Origin of the sequence: Glutamicibacter sp. FBE19 (assembly GCF_015524875.1) — a bacterium.
Lineage (GTDB): Bacteria > Actinomycetota > Actinomycetes > Actinomycetales > Micrococcaceae > Glutamicibacter > Glutamicibacter halophytocola.
The window spans coordinates 214,645-229,601 of record NZ_JACKQN010000004.1 but is presented as its reverse complement, the minus strand read 5'-3'; the positions used below and the strand labels follow the sequence as shown (position 1 = coordinate 229,601).

Sequence of the window (14,957 nt, the reverse complement as noted above, 5' to 3'; positions counted from 1 at the left end):
GGCAAGGGGAACATCAATGAGCCAGCAGCGCGAAATTCTCTTCAACGCATTCGACATGAACTGCGTGGTGCACCAGTCGCCAGGCCTGTGGCGCCACCCGGATGACAAGGCCTCGACCTACAACACCCTCGGCTACTGGACCCACCTGGCCAAGGTACTGGAAAAGGGCAAGTTCGACGGCCTGTTCATCGCCGATGTCCTGGGTACCTACGATGTTTTCAACGGCACTAATGAGTCCCCGCTGCGCTCCGGCGCCCAGGCCCCGGTCAATGACCCGATGATGCTGGTCTCCGCCATGGCAGCGGTCACCGAGAACCTCGGCTTCGGCGTCACTGCGGGCACCGCCTACGAGCACCCCTACGCTTTCGCCCGCCGCCTGGCCACCCTGGACCACCTGACCAACGGCCGCGTGGGCTGGAATGTCGTGACCGGGTACCTGCCATCGGCCGCCCGCAACATGGGCCAGGAAGACCAGATGGAGCACGACGAGCGGTACAACCACGCCGATGAATACCTCGAGGTCGTCTACAAGCTGCTCGAAGGCTCGTGGGAAGACGACGCCGTGCAGAACAACAAGGAAACCGGGATCTATACGGACCCGGCCAAGGTGCACAGCATCGAGCACGAAGGAAAATTCTTCAAGGTGCCCGGAATCGCCATCACCGAGCCTTCCATCCAGCGCACCCCGGTGATCTACCAGGCCGGCGCCTCGTCGCGCGGCATCAAGTTCGCCTCGGAAAACGCTGAAGCAGTATTTGTCACCAGCCCGACCCGTGAAATCCTCAAGGCCACCGTCACCAAGATCCGCGATGCCGCAGAGGCCGCCGGCCGCGACCGCTACGATGTGAAGATCTTCGCGATGCAGACCATCATCACCGATGAGACGTCTGAGAAGGCCCAGGCCAAGTACGAGGATTACAAGTCCTATGCGGACGTTGAAGGTGCACAGGTCCTGATCTCCGGCTGGATGGGCATTGACCTGTCGGAGCTGAACCCGGATGAGCCATTGGGCGCCAACCTGAAGTCCAACGCCATCCAGTCCACCGTGGAAACCTTCCAGAAGGCCAGCGGCGACGACGGCAACCCGTGGACGATCCGCCAGTTGGCCGAATGGGTGGGCGTGGGCGGCTTCGGCCCGATCACCGTCGGCTCGGGCGCCGAGGTGGCCGAGAAGCTCATCGACTGGGTGGACTATACCGACGTTGACGGTTTCAATCTGGCCTACGCGGTCACCCCGGCAACCTTCGAGGACGTTGTCGAATACGTGGTTCCCGAGCTGCAGGCTCGCGGCGCCTACAAGACCGAATACGCCCAGGGCTCGCTGCGCAACAAGCTCTTTGGCGAAGGGGACCGGGTGAAGGAGACCCACCGCGCCGCGCAGTACAAGATCTCCAACCGCCTGCCAGCTAAGGGCTAGGCATCCCGCCTGAGGCCCTGGCCTCAAAATGGCATCGGCTCCCTCCACCTTGAAGGGTGGACGGAGCCGATGCCATTTCCGGAGCCTAGTTGGCGGGATTCACCACCATGGCAGATCCTCCGCCACGGCGCACCGGCTCGGCCGCCGCAGTCAGCGTTCCATCCTCATTGATCTGGACCGCTTCCACCGCGCCGATCTCTGCCTGCGGGGTGAAGGAGTCCCCGGCCGGGGTGAGCTTGTGCCCGAAGGCCTCCATGGCCGAACCGTACTGGGCGATGAATTCCGGTTCTGCGGTCACCGCTGCGGTATTGCGCTGCGAGGCCCGCGGGGCGGCGATGGCTTCGCTGATATCCATGCCCAGGTCGTAGCGGTTGAGCAGCGTCTGCAGCACCGTGGTGATGATGGTTGACCCACCGGGGGAACCGATGGCCATCACCGGCTCGCCGTCACGCAGCACGATGGTTGGCGCCATCGAGGAGCGCGGGCGCTTGCCCGGTTCAAGGCGGTTTGGATCTTCCGGGTCATAGACCGTGGAGAAGTCTGTGAGCTCATTGTTCAGCAGGAAGCCCCGCCCCGGCACCACCATGCCCGACCCTCCGGTCTGCTCGATGGTCAGCGTGTAGGACACGACGTTCCCCCAGCGGTCCACCACCGACAGGTGGGTGGTGGAGATGTTCTCGGTGTCATGCTCAACGGCCGGCTCAGCGGCAGCTGCCGGGCATTGGCCATCAAAATTCTCGATGTCGCCCGGGGCCACCGGCTTGGCGGCCGCCTGATCGGGGTTGATCGCGCAGGCCCGGTCGGCGCCGAAGAGCTCGCTGGTCAAGGTCTCGGTCGGCACATCCACAAAGGCGGGGTCACCCACGTATTTGCCGCGATCCGCATAGGCCAGCGCGGTGGCCTCGAAGTAGTGGTGCAAGGCGTCGGCGGGTTCCATGGAGGACAGGTCGTAGTTGCCCAGGATATTCAGCGATTCGCCAATGGTGGTGCCACCGCTGGAGGAGGGAGCCATGCCGAAGATGTCCAGCCCGCGATAGTCCACCGTGGTTGGCTTCTGCTCGGACACCTCATAGTTGGCGAGGTCCTCGGTGCTGACAAAACCGGCAGGGACCGGCAGCTTGGTGTCCTCGACCTTGGGCGGGGCCTGGACCGTCTGGGAGATTTCGGAGGCCAGATCACCGTGGTAGAACGCCTTTGGGCCTTCCTTGGCCAGCAGGCGATAGGTATCGGCCAGCTCGGGGTTCTTGAAGATGCTCCCCACCTGTGGCGCATCGCCACCGGGGAGGAAAAGCTTGCTGGTGGAGCCGAAGGCTTCGAAGCGTTCCTTGTTGTCCAAGGTTTGTTCCCGGAAGGTCTCATCAACAACAAAACCGCGGGAAGCCACCTGGGTCGCCGGACGCAGCACCTGCTTCAGGCTTTGCGAGCCCCAATTGTCCAGGGCACGCTGCCAGGTGGCTACGGTCCCCGGAACGCCCACGGCAACACCGCTGGTGACCAGTTCCGGAGTGAAGTTGTAGGGCTCGCCGGTCGCCGGATCAATAAATGCGTCCTGAGGGGTAGCAGCTGGGGCAGTTTCACGCCCATCGATGGTGCTGACCTTGCCGGAAGCCGCGTCGTAATACAGGAAATAGCCGCCACCGCCGACACCCGCGCTGTATGGTTCGGTCACGCCCAGCGCCGCCGCTGTGGCGACCGCGGCGTCTACCGCGTTGCCTCCCTTGCGCAGTACCTCGATGCCTGCCGCTGATGCTTCCGGATCTACCGAAGAGACCGCGCCACCGGTGCCGGTGGCCGTGGGATTCTTTTCGGTGTGCCGTGGATCGGCGCTCGCCGGGATCGCGCTGAATGCGCCAAGGCCCAGGGAGAGAATCGCGGCGCCAGCCAGGGCGCGCAAACTTGATCGTTGCATACTCTGATCTCCTGAAAAGGTGGGGATGAAGTATGCGTCAATTTACGGGAAGGACTGGATTCGCCAGCGTTGTGACACGCGCCATTTTGTATTGCATGCTCTATTTCCGCGCTGGTCGAAGGATTATTTTGCGCTATGCCGTTAAAACCCGGAGGCAACCAGCGGCCCATGAATCGTCCTGGCTGATTGCCTCCAACGGTGAAAATACCAGCCTGCCTTAGCGGGCCAGGGCGTCCTTGATCGCCTTGCCAAGGGAGGTAGGCGCGCGGCCAATGAGCCGTGCCAAGTCCCCGGAATGCACTTCCAGGGCGCCTTCGCGAATGCGCAGGTCCGTATCCACCAGAATGTCAGCGAACACCGCGGGAACACCTGATTCGGTGTAGATCTCAACCAGCTTTTCAGGGTCCATATCCTGGTAGGCGACATCTTGTCCCGCGGCAGCGCCGACAGCCCCGGCGAGCTGGCTGAGGGTGAAAGGCTTGTCCCCGCCCAGTTCGTAGATCTTCCCGGCTTCCCCGGCTTCCGAGAGCAATACCGCAGCAGCCGCCTCGGCATAGTCCGCGCGCGTGGCGGCGCTGATCTTGCCGTCGGCCGCGGCGCCGAGCACGACTTTGCTGTTCAGGTAGCCCAGGAGCTGATCGGTGTAATTTTCCGTGTACCAGCCGTTGCGCAAGAGGACGTAGCCGATGCCGGAACCAGCCAGCAGGTGTTCGGTGGCGATATGCTCCTGCGCCAGTTTCATGTTGCCGGTGAGGGCATTGGCGATGGAGGTGTAGGCGATGAGCTTGACGTTGACGCGTTGCGCAGCGGTGATGACATTTTCATGCTGGGTTGCCCGCTGGCCCACTTCGCTGCTCGAAACCAGCAACAGCTTGTCGACGCCCTCCAGCGCGGCGACCAGGCTGGCCTCCACGTTGTAATCGGCGACGCGCGTCTGAAGACCTTTGCCGGCCAGGGGTTCCAGCTTCTCTTCCGAACGGCCGATGGCAACCAGCTGGGCGGGGTCGGCTCCGCGCTGCAGCAATGCATCGATGACCAGTCGTCCAAGTTGTCCGGTGGCACCGGTAATTGCGATCTTCATGAAGTCCTCTCGTAGGTTTGCACTCCAGTACAACCACGGCGCCCAGCACAGAATTCCCGCACCATGATCGCTGGCGCATCGATGGCCAGAGGTGCAAGTTCTTCAAGCCTTTTCGTCTTAAAGGGAGCAAGTGACGAAATATTTCGTATTGCTACGCGGATTATTGCGTGATTCCTTTCCCGGTCCGTCCGAACTGCGACTTCATGACGCTGATTGACGTAACGTTTGCCGGCTTGCATCCATGGAGGACAGACTTGAATTGTTCGGGCGGTACAACCGAACACACACCATCCAGAGCGACTGAGAGATCTGGCTCAACGACGTCGCAGCAACCACCCGTAAGGGAGCGGTGCTACAGCCAGGACCGATGGAGTACTTTCACTTCGCGACGGAAAAATCTGTCCCCAGCAGATGGTTTCTTGCGAAGTACGCTCCGCATAACCAAGCATCAAGGGAGCGATGATGATTCGTCTTGAGAACGTAACAACAACCTTCGGCAAAGGCCGCGACCAGTTCACGGCCGTCAAGGATGTCACGCTGGATATTCAAGCCGGAAGCATTCACGGTATTATCGGTTTTTCCGGTGCCGGCAAATCCACGCTGTTGCGCAATATCAATTTGCTCCAGCGCCCGACCTCGGGCCAGGTCTTTGTTGACGGCGTAGAACTGACCGGGCTGAGCGAAGGCGAGTTGCGCAAGCAGCGCCATGAGATCGGGATGATCTTCCAGCACTTCAACCTGCTGAACAATCGCACCGCGCAACAGAACGTTGAACTGAACCTGAAGTTCGCCGGTGTGCCCAAGAAACAACGCCGCGAACGTGCCCTGGAAGCACTATCCATCGTGGACCTCGCCGACAAGGCGTCCGCCTATCCTGGACAGCTCTCGGGTGGGCAGAAGCAGCGCATCTCCATCGCCCGCGCGCTGGTCACCGAGCCCAAGGTCTTGTTGTGCGATGAACCTACCAGCGCGGTGGATCCGCGAACCACTACCTCGGTGCTCCAGTACCTCAGCGACATTAACGCCAGCCTTGGCATCACCACCGTTATCGTCACCCACGAAATGAATGTCATTAAGGCCATCGCCGACAAGGTCTCGGTGATGGAAGACGCCGCGGTCGTGGAAGAGTTCGCCCTGAGCTCGCTGCAAGAACCAGGCTTTGAACCAAAGACGCCTATCGGCCGCTACCTGATCAGCGATGAAATCACGCTGAACCGCCAGCCCAAGCAGGCCCAAGACCTTGCCGCCAACGTAACCCGCGTATAGAGAACCTGGATTACCAATGAACTTCACTTCAGTAGTGCTAGCCACGAGCAACGGCAGCGCAGCAGCATTCAGCCTTGACCGCATTGTGGAACTGGCCCCGGAAATCTGGGTGGCCATGGCACAGACCTTTGCGATGCTGCTGGTTTCGATCCCGATCGCCATTCTCTTGGGAACCCCGCTGGGCATCTGGCTCTATTCGATGTCTCCCAACGGCTTGCGCCCGCGTCCGCGAGTGCACAAGATTGTTGACGGGCTGGTGAATACGATCCGCTCCTTCCCATTCCTCATCTTGCTGATCGCCATTATTCCGTTCACCCGATTTGTTGTGGGAACGACCATTGGCACCGCCGCGGTCATCGTGCCGCTGACCATCAACGCGATCCCGTATTTTGCCCGTTTTGTGGAGCAGAACATCAGCCAGCTGGGCAACGGAGTGGTCGAAGCCGCGCAGGCCATGGGAGCCACGCGCGGGCAGATCATCCGCGAAGTGCTGCTGGTCGAAGCCAAGCCGGCGCTGCTGTCTTCCATCACCATCATGACGGTCAGCTTCATCTCGTACTCGGCCATGGCCGGTCTCGTTGGCGGCGGCGGCATCGGCGACTTCGCCATCCGCTACGGCTACTACCGCTATGAAACCGGAGTCATGCTGCTGGCCATCGTCTTGATGATCCTGCTGGTCCACGCAGTTCAATTCTTCGGAACCCGGCTATCGCGCGCCGCTGACAAGCGCTAAACACTGAACCACTCAACTCGCATTTCATCAAAGGACAACACCATGGCTTTATCCCGCCGCACCTTTTTGACCTTCACCGCCGGCTCCGCCGCAATTCTCGCACTGACTTCTTGCGGCCTGGTAGGCGGCCCAGAGGCCAGCTCGGGGGATAAGACCATCAAGGTCATCGTCACCGAATCGGCTCCATCCCAGGAACCAACCAAAATCGCCCAGAAGCTGCTGGCTGAAAAGGGCTGGACCCTGGAAGCCACCTATGTCACCGACATCGTGCAGCCAAACCACGTGGTGTCCAACGGCGAATACGATGCCAACTTCTTCCAGCACGGTGCCTACCTTGAACAATTCAAGAAGGACCAGAACGTCGACGTGGAGCCGGCCTTCTACATGTACAGCTCGCCGGCAGGCGTGTACTCGAAGAAGTACGACGACATCAAGGACCTGCCCAACGGTGCGACCATTGCCCTTCCTGTGGATACCGCCAACAACGGCCGCGCGTTGGCGCTGCTGGATCGGGCCGGGCTCTTGAAGGTCACCGAAGGCAAGAGCGTGATCCACCTGTCGCAGAACGACATCCTGGAGAACCCCAAGAACTTCAAATTTGTCGAGGTGGATCAGCAGTCGCTGTCCAAGACGCTTCCCGACGTGGATGCAGGATTCCTCTTCGCCCGCCTCGGTGCGGAAATCGGGCTCACCCCGAAGGATGCGCTGCTCTTCGAAAAGGAAGAAGAGGCGCTGCCATATATCAACATCATCGCCGCGAAGCCAGACTTCATGGACACCGAAAAGGGCAAGGCCCTGGAAGAGGCCTACCATTCCGACGAGGTGCGCGAATGGTATGCGAGCTATCTTGACGGTGCGCTGGGCACCCCATGGGATCGCGATCTGGAAGCAGACTTCGCGACCTGGAACAAGTAGGCCATAGGCCCCGCGACGCGGCTTTTCCGCGTCGCGGGGCCGCCACTTTTCCGACCTAGTACTCAAATTATCGACGTCCTGCAGGGAGAACCAATGACGATTGTCGCCACGGCAGCTGCCGAGAGCAGATATCAGGAGCTTCTCGACCGCTTCAGCGCGGTCTTCGCCCGAATCGCCGAAGGCAGCCGCGAGCGGGAACAAAGGCGCATCCTGCCCTTTGAGCAGGTGCAGTGGCTCAAAGAGGCCGGATTTACCACGCTGCGCGTGCCAGAGAGCCATGGAGGATCACCGATTCGCCATGAGCACCTGTTCCGCTTGCTGATCGAGCTGGCTGCAGCGGACTCCAACGTGGCGCACCTGCTTCGCAGCCACTTCTCCTTCGTTGAAACCATCTCCCTGCAGCCAGCAGAATTCCAGGACCGCTGGTTCCCCAAGGTGCTTGAGGGGCAGATCTTCGGCAATGCCGCCACCGAGCGCGGTGGCAATGCTTTGGGCACCACAAATACCAAACTGGTGAAGAAGGCTGGCGGCTGGGTTCTGCATGGCGAAAAGTACTACACCACAGGGTCGATTTTTGCCGACTGGATTGTGGTCATGGCAACAACCGAAGGGATCGAAGGCCGCCAGTATGCCATCGTTGACCGGAATGCCGAAGGCGTTGAAATACTTGATGACTGGGATGGCTTTGGCCAGCCGCTGACCGGCACCGGTACCGCCATTTTCTCTGAAGTTCTTGTCGCGCCGGAGAACATTATCCAGCGCAAGGTGGCGTCCACCCTGGAACCGGCCTTCTTCCAGCTGTGCCTGCTTTCGGTACTGGTAGGCATCGGCAAGGCTGCCCGAAATGAAGCTGCCAGCATCGTGGCCACCAGAACCCGCACCTTTAATACCGGCTCCGGTTCGCTGTTCAAGGATGATCCGCAGATCCAGGAACTCGTGGGACGCCTGGCGGCCAACGTATTTGCCGCAGAATCCATTGTCACCATGGCTGCCCGGGAACTGGACGCAGCCGTTGACCAGCAGCTGGGGCTTGACCCGGAAGCAGCCTACCTGCGTGCAGAGCTGGCCGTGCAGCAGGCCCACGTGGCAACGCCCAAGCTGATCCTGGATGCCACCAGCGAGCTCTTTGACGTCACCGGGGCATCAGCAGTGTCGACTTCCAAGTCGCTGGATCGTTTCTGGCGCAATGCACGTACCGTAGCTACCCACAATCCGGTGGCCTTCAAGGCACGCTCGGTGGGCGACTACTTCATCAATGGCACGGTGCCGACCGGATTGAACTCCATCGGCGAAGCTAAGGCAGGCAAATAATCATGGCAACTTTCCAAGAACGTCCGCGCTTGCTGCTCTCAGCATTCCTGATGAACACTTCGAGCCATATTCTTGGTGGAATGTGGCGCCACCCCGAAGCGCAGCAACACCGCTTTAATGAGCTGGGCTTGTGGGTGGATCTGGCGAAAAAGCTGGAGGACGCAAAATTTGATGCGCTGTTCTTCGCTGATGTGGTGGGCCTCTATGGGGACCACGAAGGTGGATGGGCCTCCCATGTGCGCAAGGGGCTGCAAGTTCCTAGCCACGACCCGCTGGTGCTGCTGTCCGCACTGGCAGCTGGGACGAAGGACATCGGCTTGGCGATGACCAGCTCGGTTATCCAAAGCCACCCCTTCCAGTTCGCACGCCAGATTTCCACCCTGGACCATCTGTCGCAGGGACGGGTTGCGTGGAATATCGTGACCAGCGTTCTGGAAAATGCCCACCGCAATTTCGGCGGCCAAGACCTGGTGGCTCACGATGACCGCTACGGTTGGGCCGAAGAGTACGTTGAAGCCGCCTACAAGCTGTGGGAGGGCTCGTGGGAAGACGATGCGCTGCTGGCCGATAAGGAATCCGGCCTTTACGCTGATCCGAGCAAGGTCAACAAGATCAACCACCGTGGCGACTTCTACTCGATCGACGGACCGCATCTGGCATTGCCCAGTGCCCAGCGCACCCCATTCCTCTTCCAGGCTGGATCATCAGCCCGCGGTTCCCAGTTCGCTGCGACGCATGCCGAGGCAACCTTCCTCTTCGCCCCGCATGCACAGTATGTGGCCAAGAAGAATGCGCAGCTGATCGAAAATCTCGCTGCCGCTGGCCGCAGCCGCGAAGATATCAAGGTCTTCGCCGGGCTGTCCTTTGTCGTGGGATCCACCGAAGCCGAGGCCAAGGCGCTGGAAGCCGAATACGACGAGTACCTAGACCTGGAGGCAATCGTTGCCCACATCGGCGGTGGCTTGGGAGTGGATCTTGGCGGTTTGGACCTGGATACGCCCTTGGGACAAATCCAAACCGAGGGCGCCCAAGGTGTGCTCGAAGCGGCCAAGGCCTCGGTGCCTGGAGGCAACCCGACCTTGAAGGATTTGGCCCACTACCGTGCGAAGGCCCAGCAAATTGTTGGCACCCCGGAAAGCATCGTGGATGAACTTGAACGTTGGCAGGACGCGGGAATTGATGGGCTGAACATCATGAACCATGTACTGCCAGGCTCCTACGACAATTTCATTGAAGGGGTCATTCCTGAATTGCGCCGCCGTGGCCTGGCACAGAGCGCATACGACCAGGGAAGCCTGCGCCAAAAGGTCTTTGGCCGCGGTGACTACCTGCCTGGAAATCATCCTGCCGCCAAGTTCCGCGGCGCTTTTTCGGAATTGAGCGCAGCCAATACCGAGGCTGCGGTGCAGCTGCAGAGCTAAAGATGCGGTTCGGCAGGGCGGTGGAAGCCAATGGCCTCCATCGCCCTGCCCGCTTTAGCCGAAGGGACCATCTCGTCGCCATACCGAGTAAGGTGTCGAGCATGGAGAACAGCCACGTCAATGATCCGCAGGTAATCCGCCGGCTTCTGGGCACCCCAGCCCGATGGGCGGTCGTTGGCCTGACCAACAATCCATCCCGGGTGGCTCCATCCATTGCCCGTTTCCTGCGGGACGAATTATCCATGCAGATCGTCCCGGTTTCGCTGGATGCCCAGAACGTGATGGGGGAGCAGGGGTATGCGCGACTTGCCGATATTCCCTGTCCCATTGACGTGGTTGATTGCTTTGTGAACTCGTCGAAGGTAGGCAGCATTATTGATCAGGCCATTAGCATTGGGGCCAAAGCCGTCTGGATGCAACTGGGCGTCATCGATCACGAGGCAGCGCAACGGGCCAAGGACGCCGGGCTGGACGTAGTGATGAATACCTGTCCGAAAATTGAGTACCCTTTTCGGTAGCGGAGGCGGGAATGAAAAACGAAAATAGCCAAGAAGCACTGGAACAACAGTGGGCGCAGTTGTGCCTGGGCATGCCATGCTCCTTCGCCGACTATCCCTTCGGGCCCGAGAGCACCGTCTTCAAGGTTTCGGGCAAGGACAAAAGCAAGGCAAAGATGTTCGGCCTATTGATGAACGTGCGCGGGGAGCTGGTGCTTAACCTGAAATGCGAGCCGGCTCTGGCCGATCAGCAGCGCAGTGAGCACCCGGAAATCACTCCGGGCTATCACATGAATAAAAAGCATTGGAATTCCATCCGCGCTGGTCTTGATCCGGAATTGCTGCAGGAACTGATTGAGGATTCCTACGATCTTGTGGTTGACGGCATGCCACGACGGGATAAGGAATACATTCGATTGCAAGACACCATCAGCCAATCGGTCCTAGACTAGAACCATGTACTTCATCGTTGTTAAATATCAGGTAAAGCCAGAAAACACCGAGAATTTCATGGACCACGTTGCAGAGTTCACCCAGGCCACCCGCGCCGAAGAAGGTAACCTCTGGTTCGACTGGTCCGTGAGCGTGGAAGACCCCAACGAGTTCGTTCTTGTCGAGGCCTTCCGCGACGACGAGGCAGCTTCTGCCCACGTTAACTCCGCACACTTCGCAGCAGGCATTGAATCCATGCGCCCGCTGCTGATTTCCACCCCAAAGATCGTCTCGCGCAAGGTCGAGGGCGAAGGTTGGGACTCCATGGGCGAGCTAGTGATCGACTAGTTTTTACGGCAAATAAGGGAAGGAACCGCGAGATCATTCTCGCGGTTCCTTCCCTTATTTCGTACCGTCGGTTTAGCGTCCGGCCTTGTTGCCGAAGCGGCGAATCAACAGCAAGACGATGCCCACGAGGACAACGATGCCTGCGGCAATGCCGACCCAGCTGGCGCTGAATCCGGTGTCGGCCAGGTCTTGGCTATCCTGCTGCTTCGAGTCATCCGAGGAATCTTCTTCGGAATCCGAAGTTGGCTCAGCGCTCGGATCCGAATCAGTGGTCGGTGCTGGCGATTCAGTTTCAGAGTTATCGTCTTCGGTTGGCGAAGGAGTAGGTTGCGGGTCATCGCTTGGCGAAGGAGTTGGCTCCTGGGCCTGGGCAACGACGGCGAAGTCCACGGCGATATCTTCGTGCTGCACCTGCGAGACCACTAGCTGGTAGTCGCCTGGCTCCACGGAGCTGCCAACTGGGAGCTGGAACGCAGTGGTTCCCGAAGCATCAGCTGCCGGAATATCAGCGACCTTGGTGGCACCCTCAAATGCGGAAGCCGAAATCTGGGCTCCTTCTTCCAAGTCCGATACCGTGACGTTCACGGTTTCGCCAGCCTTCACTTCGGTGGCATCCAGGACAACGGTGGCCCAATCAGTGCCGGCGAGCACTGCTCGGCCCAGCGGAGATGGGGATACCACGTCATGGGCCTTGAAGAAGTTCACGGTCGCGTCCAGATCAACCTGGCCCGAATCGGCGTGGTCGGTGCCTTCAGCGAAGGCGGTGAAGTTATCGCCACCGGTAGCCAGGAACGCGTTGGCAGCAACGCGAAAGGTTGCCGACTCGTCCAATGGTTCACCGTTGAAGGTGATCTTTTGGATGTGCTCGCCCGCAGGTGCATCCTCGATGTAGGTGTATGCCAGTCCCTCTGAAATGCCGAGGTGCAGCTTGTTGCGCTCCGAGCCTTCAGGCTGCCATTGCTGTTCCAGTGCCTCACGGATTTGCGCGCCTGTCAGATTGAAGGTGATCAGGGTATTGGCAAAAGGCTGAACTTCTGCCGCCTCTTGATAGGTCACCGTGCCGTCTTCGCCATAGAGCAGGTCCGAGCGCAGGCCTCCGGGGTTCATGAAGGCAATCTGTGCTGGCTCACCGGCAAAATCGTCATTAGAAGTAGCCCACAGGTGTACGTCGGCTACGGTGTTGCCCAAGGCGGATTCAACACCGCGGTCTTCACCTGGCACGTCACCGCCGCGCAGGATATCTTCCGAGATTTCACCGACTTTTACGCTGCCAACAACTTCAGCTTCTTTTTCGGCTTCGGCAACGATCTTTGCAACGGCTGGATTCGCTTCGTAGTTAGCGGTCCAGTCGCCGTCTGCAGATTTGCTAGCGAGTGGCAAGCGGGTGCTGGAAGACTGCAGGACCTCACCGGTGGCTGGGTCAACGTCGAGGCTGACTTTGCCTAGCGTGGTGCCGTACTGGTGCGATTGGATGACTGGACGCTCGCCGTCAGGACCGGCAATGTCGCAGTTGTAGGAAGAGTGGGTGTGACCCGAGAAAATAGCGTCGATCTCGCCACTGGCCTCGCGGATCAAGTCCCCGTAGGACGTGGCTTCACCAGCGACGGCAGCACAGTCGGTATTGGCCGAGCCGTTGTGGGTCAGCAACACGATAACGTCCGCTTCTCCGTTCGCCTCGTCACCGTCGCTGAGCTGCTTGGCTACGCGATTAGCCGCCTCGACTTCACTGCCAAAGTCCAAACCGGAGATTCCGCTAGGGGAGACCAGCGATGGAACATCCTCGGTGACGGTGCCAATGAATCCTACGGAGAGTCCACCGGCTTCACGAATTGCATATTCTTTGAGTGCTGGGGTTTTGGTGCCGGCTTGGTAAACGTTGGCGCCCAGTGCAAAATCCTCGCCGGACTGGCCGGTGGCTGCAGCAAAGCGCTCGGTGACTCGCGTGGCCAGGTCTTCAAAGCCCTTGTCGAACTCGTGATTGCCCACGACGGAAACATCCAGCCCGGCTGCACCCAGCGCATCAATGGTTGGAGCATCCTCCTGGGACGCGGAAGCAAAGGTCGAAGCCCCGATATTGTCGCCGGCCGATACGAACAACGTGTTTTCATTCTCGGCGCGCAGCTGGTCCACAGCTCCGGCGAGCACTGCAGCGCCGGCAGAGTCCCGATCGGCAGCGATGCGGCCGTGGAAGTCATTAATGCCAACTAGATCCAGGGTTACAGGATCAGCTGCTGGGGAAGCAGTGCTGATTGATTCCTCGGTGGGCATTGCCTGCGCCATGGCTGTTCCTGTGGCCATGAGCGAGAGGGTGGCCAAGGAGGCGAAACCGAGTTTTCTCATCTGCGCGAATGCAGACATGGGTACTCCTAAAAGTGACGGGTGTGACAAGACTTATGTCTATCGCATCTAGGTGAACCTGTCGATGCCTGCGGGTTAAATTGCTGTGCAGGGCCATGAGAACTAGCGGTTAAATAGTCGAAGCAACGCACCAGCCTGTGGTTGATACGTTGCTTCGAAAAAACTTGATGCGGCTAGAGCCGTCGGTTGTGGCGTGATTTGGTTGCTGTGACCGAGGAAGCTCCTACGATGGCACCGAGCATGAGCATGGCAGCCGCGATGAAGAAGACTGTGGACAGGATCCAGCAAGCCATGGCTGTGTCTCGATGCGCGGCGTTCAGGGCAAAACCAAAAAGGCACACGCTGGCAAGCAGCAAGAGCGCTCCCGACAACCGTGTCTTCATCATTGACCTTTGCAGCAGAAAATTTTGCCAACAATCACCACACATAATGACTATTGGCTTGAGTAATATCCATACTGTCACAAATCCATCGATTTGACGATAGCCCTTAAGGAGGATCTTTCACTGCGACTTTAGGCTAACTACACGCAAGCCTTCAGGATGCGTTCGATGGCATCGTGTTCGCCCTTGGTCATCCAAGCCCCATATTTCGCTTTGACCTGAGTCTGGCGTGAGACGTATTCGCAGCGGAAACTCTTGTTGGGAGGAAGCCATGTTGCGGCATCCTTGTCGCCTTTAGCCGCGTTCGTCGGCCCGTCCGAGGCCATGAGGTTTAGCGGGTCATTGGCGAATTCGAAACGAGCTTCCTGGTCCCAGCGCTGGGCGCCCTTTTGCCAGGCATCCGACAGCGCGACAACGTGGTCGATCTGAACTGCGGTGCTGGTTTTCTGGCCCCGAACAAAATTGATGGTGGTGTTGGTATACGGGTCGTGGAAAGTTCCGCTGAGCACTACGCAAGGCTTCGACGCAGATTTGTATTTCACGTGTTCCAAGTCGCGAGCCAGGATGTCATTGCGGGCATCGCAACCGTTGCGGTCCGGATCCTTCCAACCCTTGCTGAACTTTTCCCGTTCATAGCCAGTCTTGGGGGCACGGCCCTTGACGTCGATATCCGCGAGCAACTCAAGCGAGTCAGCATAGCTGGCGCGTTGCTCCGCGCTGTTGTGGGTAGTGTCAGCCTGCGCGTCGGGAACTCGATACTGCTCGATGGAATCAAGAGTTGAGCATCCAGTGAGGGCAAGGGATGAAGCGATGAGTGCAAATGAGATTGCGCGGCGCAGCAGCTGCATGCGGAAGTACGACTCCTAGGAAAGCGACAGTTGGCAAG

The 14,957-nt window shown here is 59.4% G+C and carries 14 protein-coding genes and 1 riboswitch; of the genes, 9 read left to right on the top strand and 5 right to left on the bottom strand.

Annotation, left to right across the window (positions count from 1 at the left end; all coding sequences use genetic code 11):
• The first annotated feature begins 16 nt into the window (after window positions 1-16).
• A complete protein-coding gene (locus tag H6F58_RS09250) occupies window positions 17-1,417 on the top strand; it encodes an LLM class flavin-dependent oxidoreductase (RefSeq protein ID WP_206693582.1) in 1,401 nt (466 codons plus the stop codon).
• Between the two features lie 85 nt (window positions 1,418-1,502).
• On the opposite strand, the gene ggt is transcribed toward H6F58_RS09250, so the two are convergent.
• Both ggt and H6F58_RS09240 read right to left on the bottom strand, forming a co-directional pair.
• The gene (gene ggt, locus H6F58_RS09245) at window positions 1,503-3,326 is read right to left on the bottom strand and encodes a gamma-glutamyltransferase (RefSeq protein ID WP_195181616.1); all 1,824 of its coding nucleotides are present in this window, start codon (window positions 3,324-3,326) and stop codon (window positions 1,503-1,505) included.
• Window positions 3,327-3,543: 217 nt separating this feature from the next.
• The gene (locus tag H6F58_RS09240) at window positions 3,544-4,407 is read right to left on the bottom strand and encodes an SDR family oxidoreductase (RefSeq protein WP_195181615.1); all 864 of its coding nucleotides are present in this window, start codon (window positions 4,405-4,407) and stop codon (window positions 3,544-3,546) included.
• A 284-nt stretch (window positions 4,408-4,691) separates the two neighbouring features.
• A riboswitch (SAM riboswitch) is annotated at window positions 4,692-4,781 on the top strand.
• An 85-nt stretch (window positions 4,782-4,866) separates the two neighbouring features.
• Between H6F58_RS09240 and H6F58_RS09235 the strand changes: the two genes are divergently transcribed.
• The 8 genes from H6F58_RS09235 (at window position 4,867) to H6F58_RS09200 (ending at window position 11,330) form a co-directional block, all read left to right on the top strand.
• A complete protein-coding gene (locus H6F58_RS09235; RefSeq protein ID WP_236995238.1) occupies window positions 4,867-5,673 on the top strand; it encodes a methionine ABC transporter ATP-binding protein in 807 nt (268 codons plus the stop codon).
• A 16-nt stretch (window positions 5,674-5,689) separates the two neighbouring features.
• On the top strand, window positions 5,690-6,406 hold the full coding sequence (locus H6F58_RS09230) for a methionine ABC transporter permease (protein WP_060700433.1): 717 nt from the start codon (window positions 5,690-5,692) through the stop codon (window positions 6,404-6,406).
• A 42-nt stretch (window positions 6,407-6,448) separates the two neighbouring features.
• The gene (locus tag H6F58_RS09225) at window positions 6,449-7,321 is read left to right on the top strand and encodes a MetQ/NlpA family ABC transporter substrate-binding protein (protein WP_195181614.1); all 873 of its coding nucleotides are present in this window, start codon (window positions 6,449-6,451) and stop codon (window positions 7,319-7,321) included.
• Between the two features lie 93 nt (window positions 7,322-7,414).
• A complete protein-coding gene (locus H6F58_RS09220) occupies window positions 7,415-8,632 on the top strand; it encodes an acyl-CoA dehydrogenase family protein (RefSeq protein WP_195181613.1) in 1,218 nt (405 codons plus the stop codon).
• 2 nt (window positions 8,633-8,634) lie between these two features.
• Window positions 8,635-10,053, top strand: coding sequence for an NtaA/DmoA family FMN-dependent monooxygenase (locus H6F58_RS09215; protein WP_060700436.1), 1,419 nt, complete (start codon window positions 8,635-8,637; stop codon window positions 10,051-10,053).
• A 101-nt stretch (window positions 10,054-10,154) separates the two neighbouring features.
• The gene (locus tag H6F58_RS09210) at window positions 10,155-10,571 is read left to right on the top strand and encodes a CoA-binding protein (protein WP_060703260.1); all 417 of its coding nucleotides are present in this window, start codon (window positions 10,155-10,157) and stop codon (window positions 10,569-10,571) included.
• An 11-nt stretch (window positions 10,572-10,582) separates the two neighbouring features.
• Window positions 10,583-11,002 (top strand): MmcQ/YjbR family DNA-binding protein, encoded by a 420-nt coding sequence (locus tag H6F58_RS09205; protein WP_060700437.1) that lies wholly within the window; start codon window positions 10,583-10,585, stop codon window positions 11,000-11,002.
• A gap of 4 nt (window positions 11,003-11,006) precedes the next feature.
• Complete coding sequence (locus H6F58_RS09200) at window positions 11,007-11,330, top strand: putative quinol monooxygenase (RefSeq protein WP_060700438.1); 324 nt, start codon at window positions 11,007-11,009, stop codon at window positions 11,328-11,330.
• Window positions 11,331-11,402: 72 nt separating this feature from the next.
• Here H6F58_RS09200 and H6F58_RS09195 read toward each other — a convergent pair whose 3' ends face one another.
• From H6F58_RS09195 to H6F58_RS09185, 3 genes are all read right to left on the bottom strand, one after another.
• Window positions 11,403-13,688 carry a bifunctional UDP-sugar hydrolase/5'-nucleotidase gene (locus H6F58_RS09195; protein WP_195181612.1) on the bottom strand — a complete coding sequence of 762 codons (2,286 nt, stop codon included), beginning with the start codon at window positions 13,686-13,688 and terminating at the stop codon, window positions 11,403-11,405.
• Window positions 13,689-13,861: 173 nt separating this feature from the next.
• Window positions 13,862-14,074, bottom strand: a complete 213-nt coding sequence (locus H6F58_RS09190) for a hypothetical protein (protein ID WP_146277512.1) — start codon at window positions 14,072-14,074, stop codon at window positions 13,862-13,864.
• A 137-nt stretch (window positions 14,075-14,211) separates the two neighbouring features.
• Window positions 14,212-14,919, bottom strand: a complete 708-nt coding sequence (locus H6F58_RS09185) for an HNH endonuclease family protein (RefSeq protein WP_060700440.1) — start codon at window positions 14,917-14,919, stop codon at window positions 14,212-14,214.
• Between the last annotated feature and the right edge of the window lie 38 nt (window positions 14,920-14,957).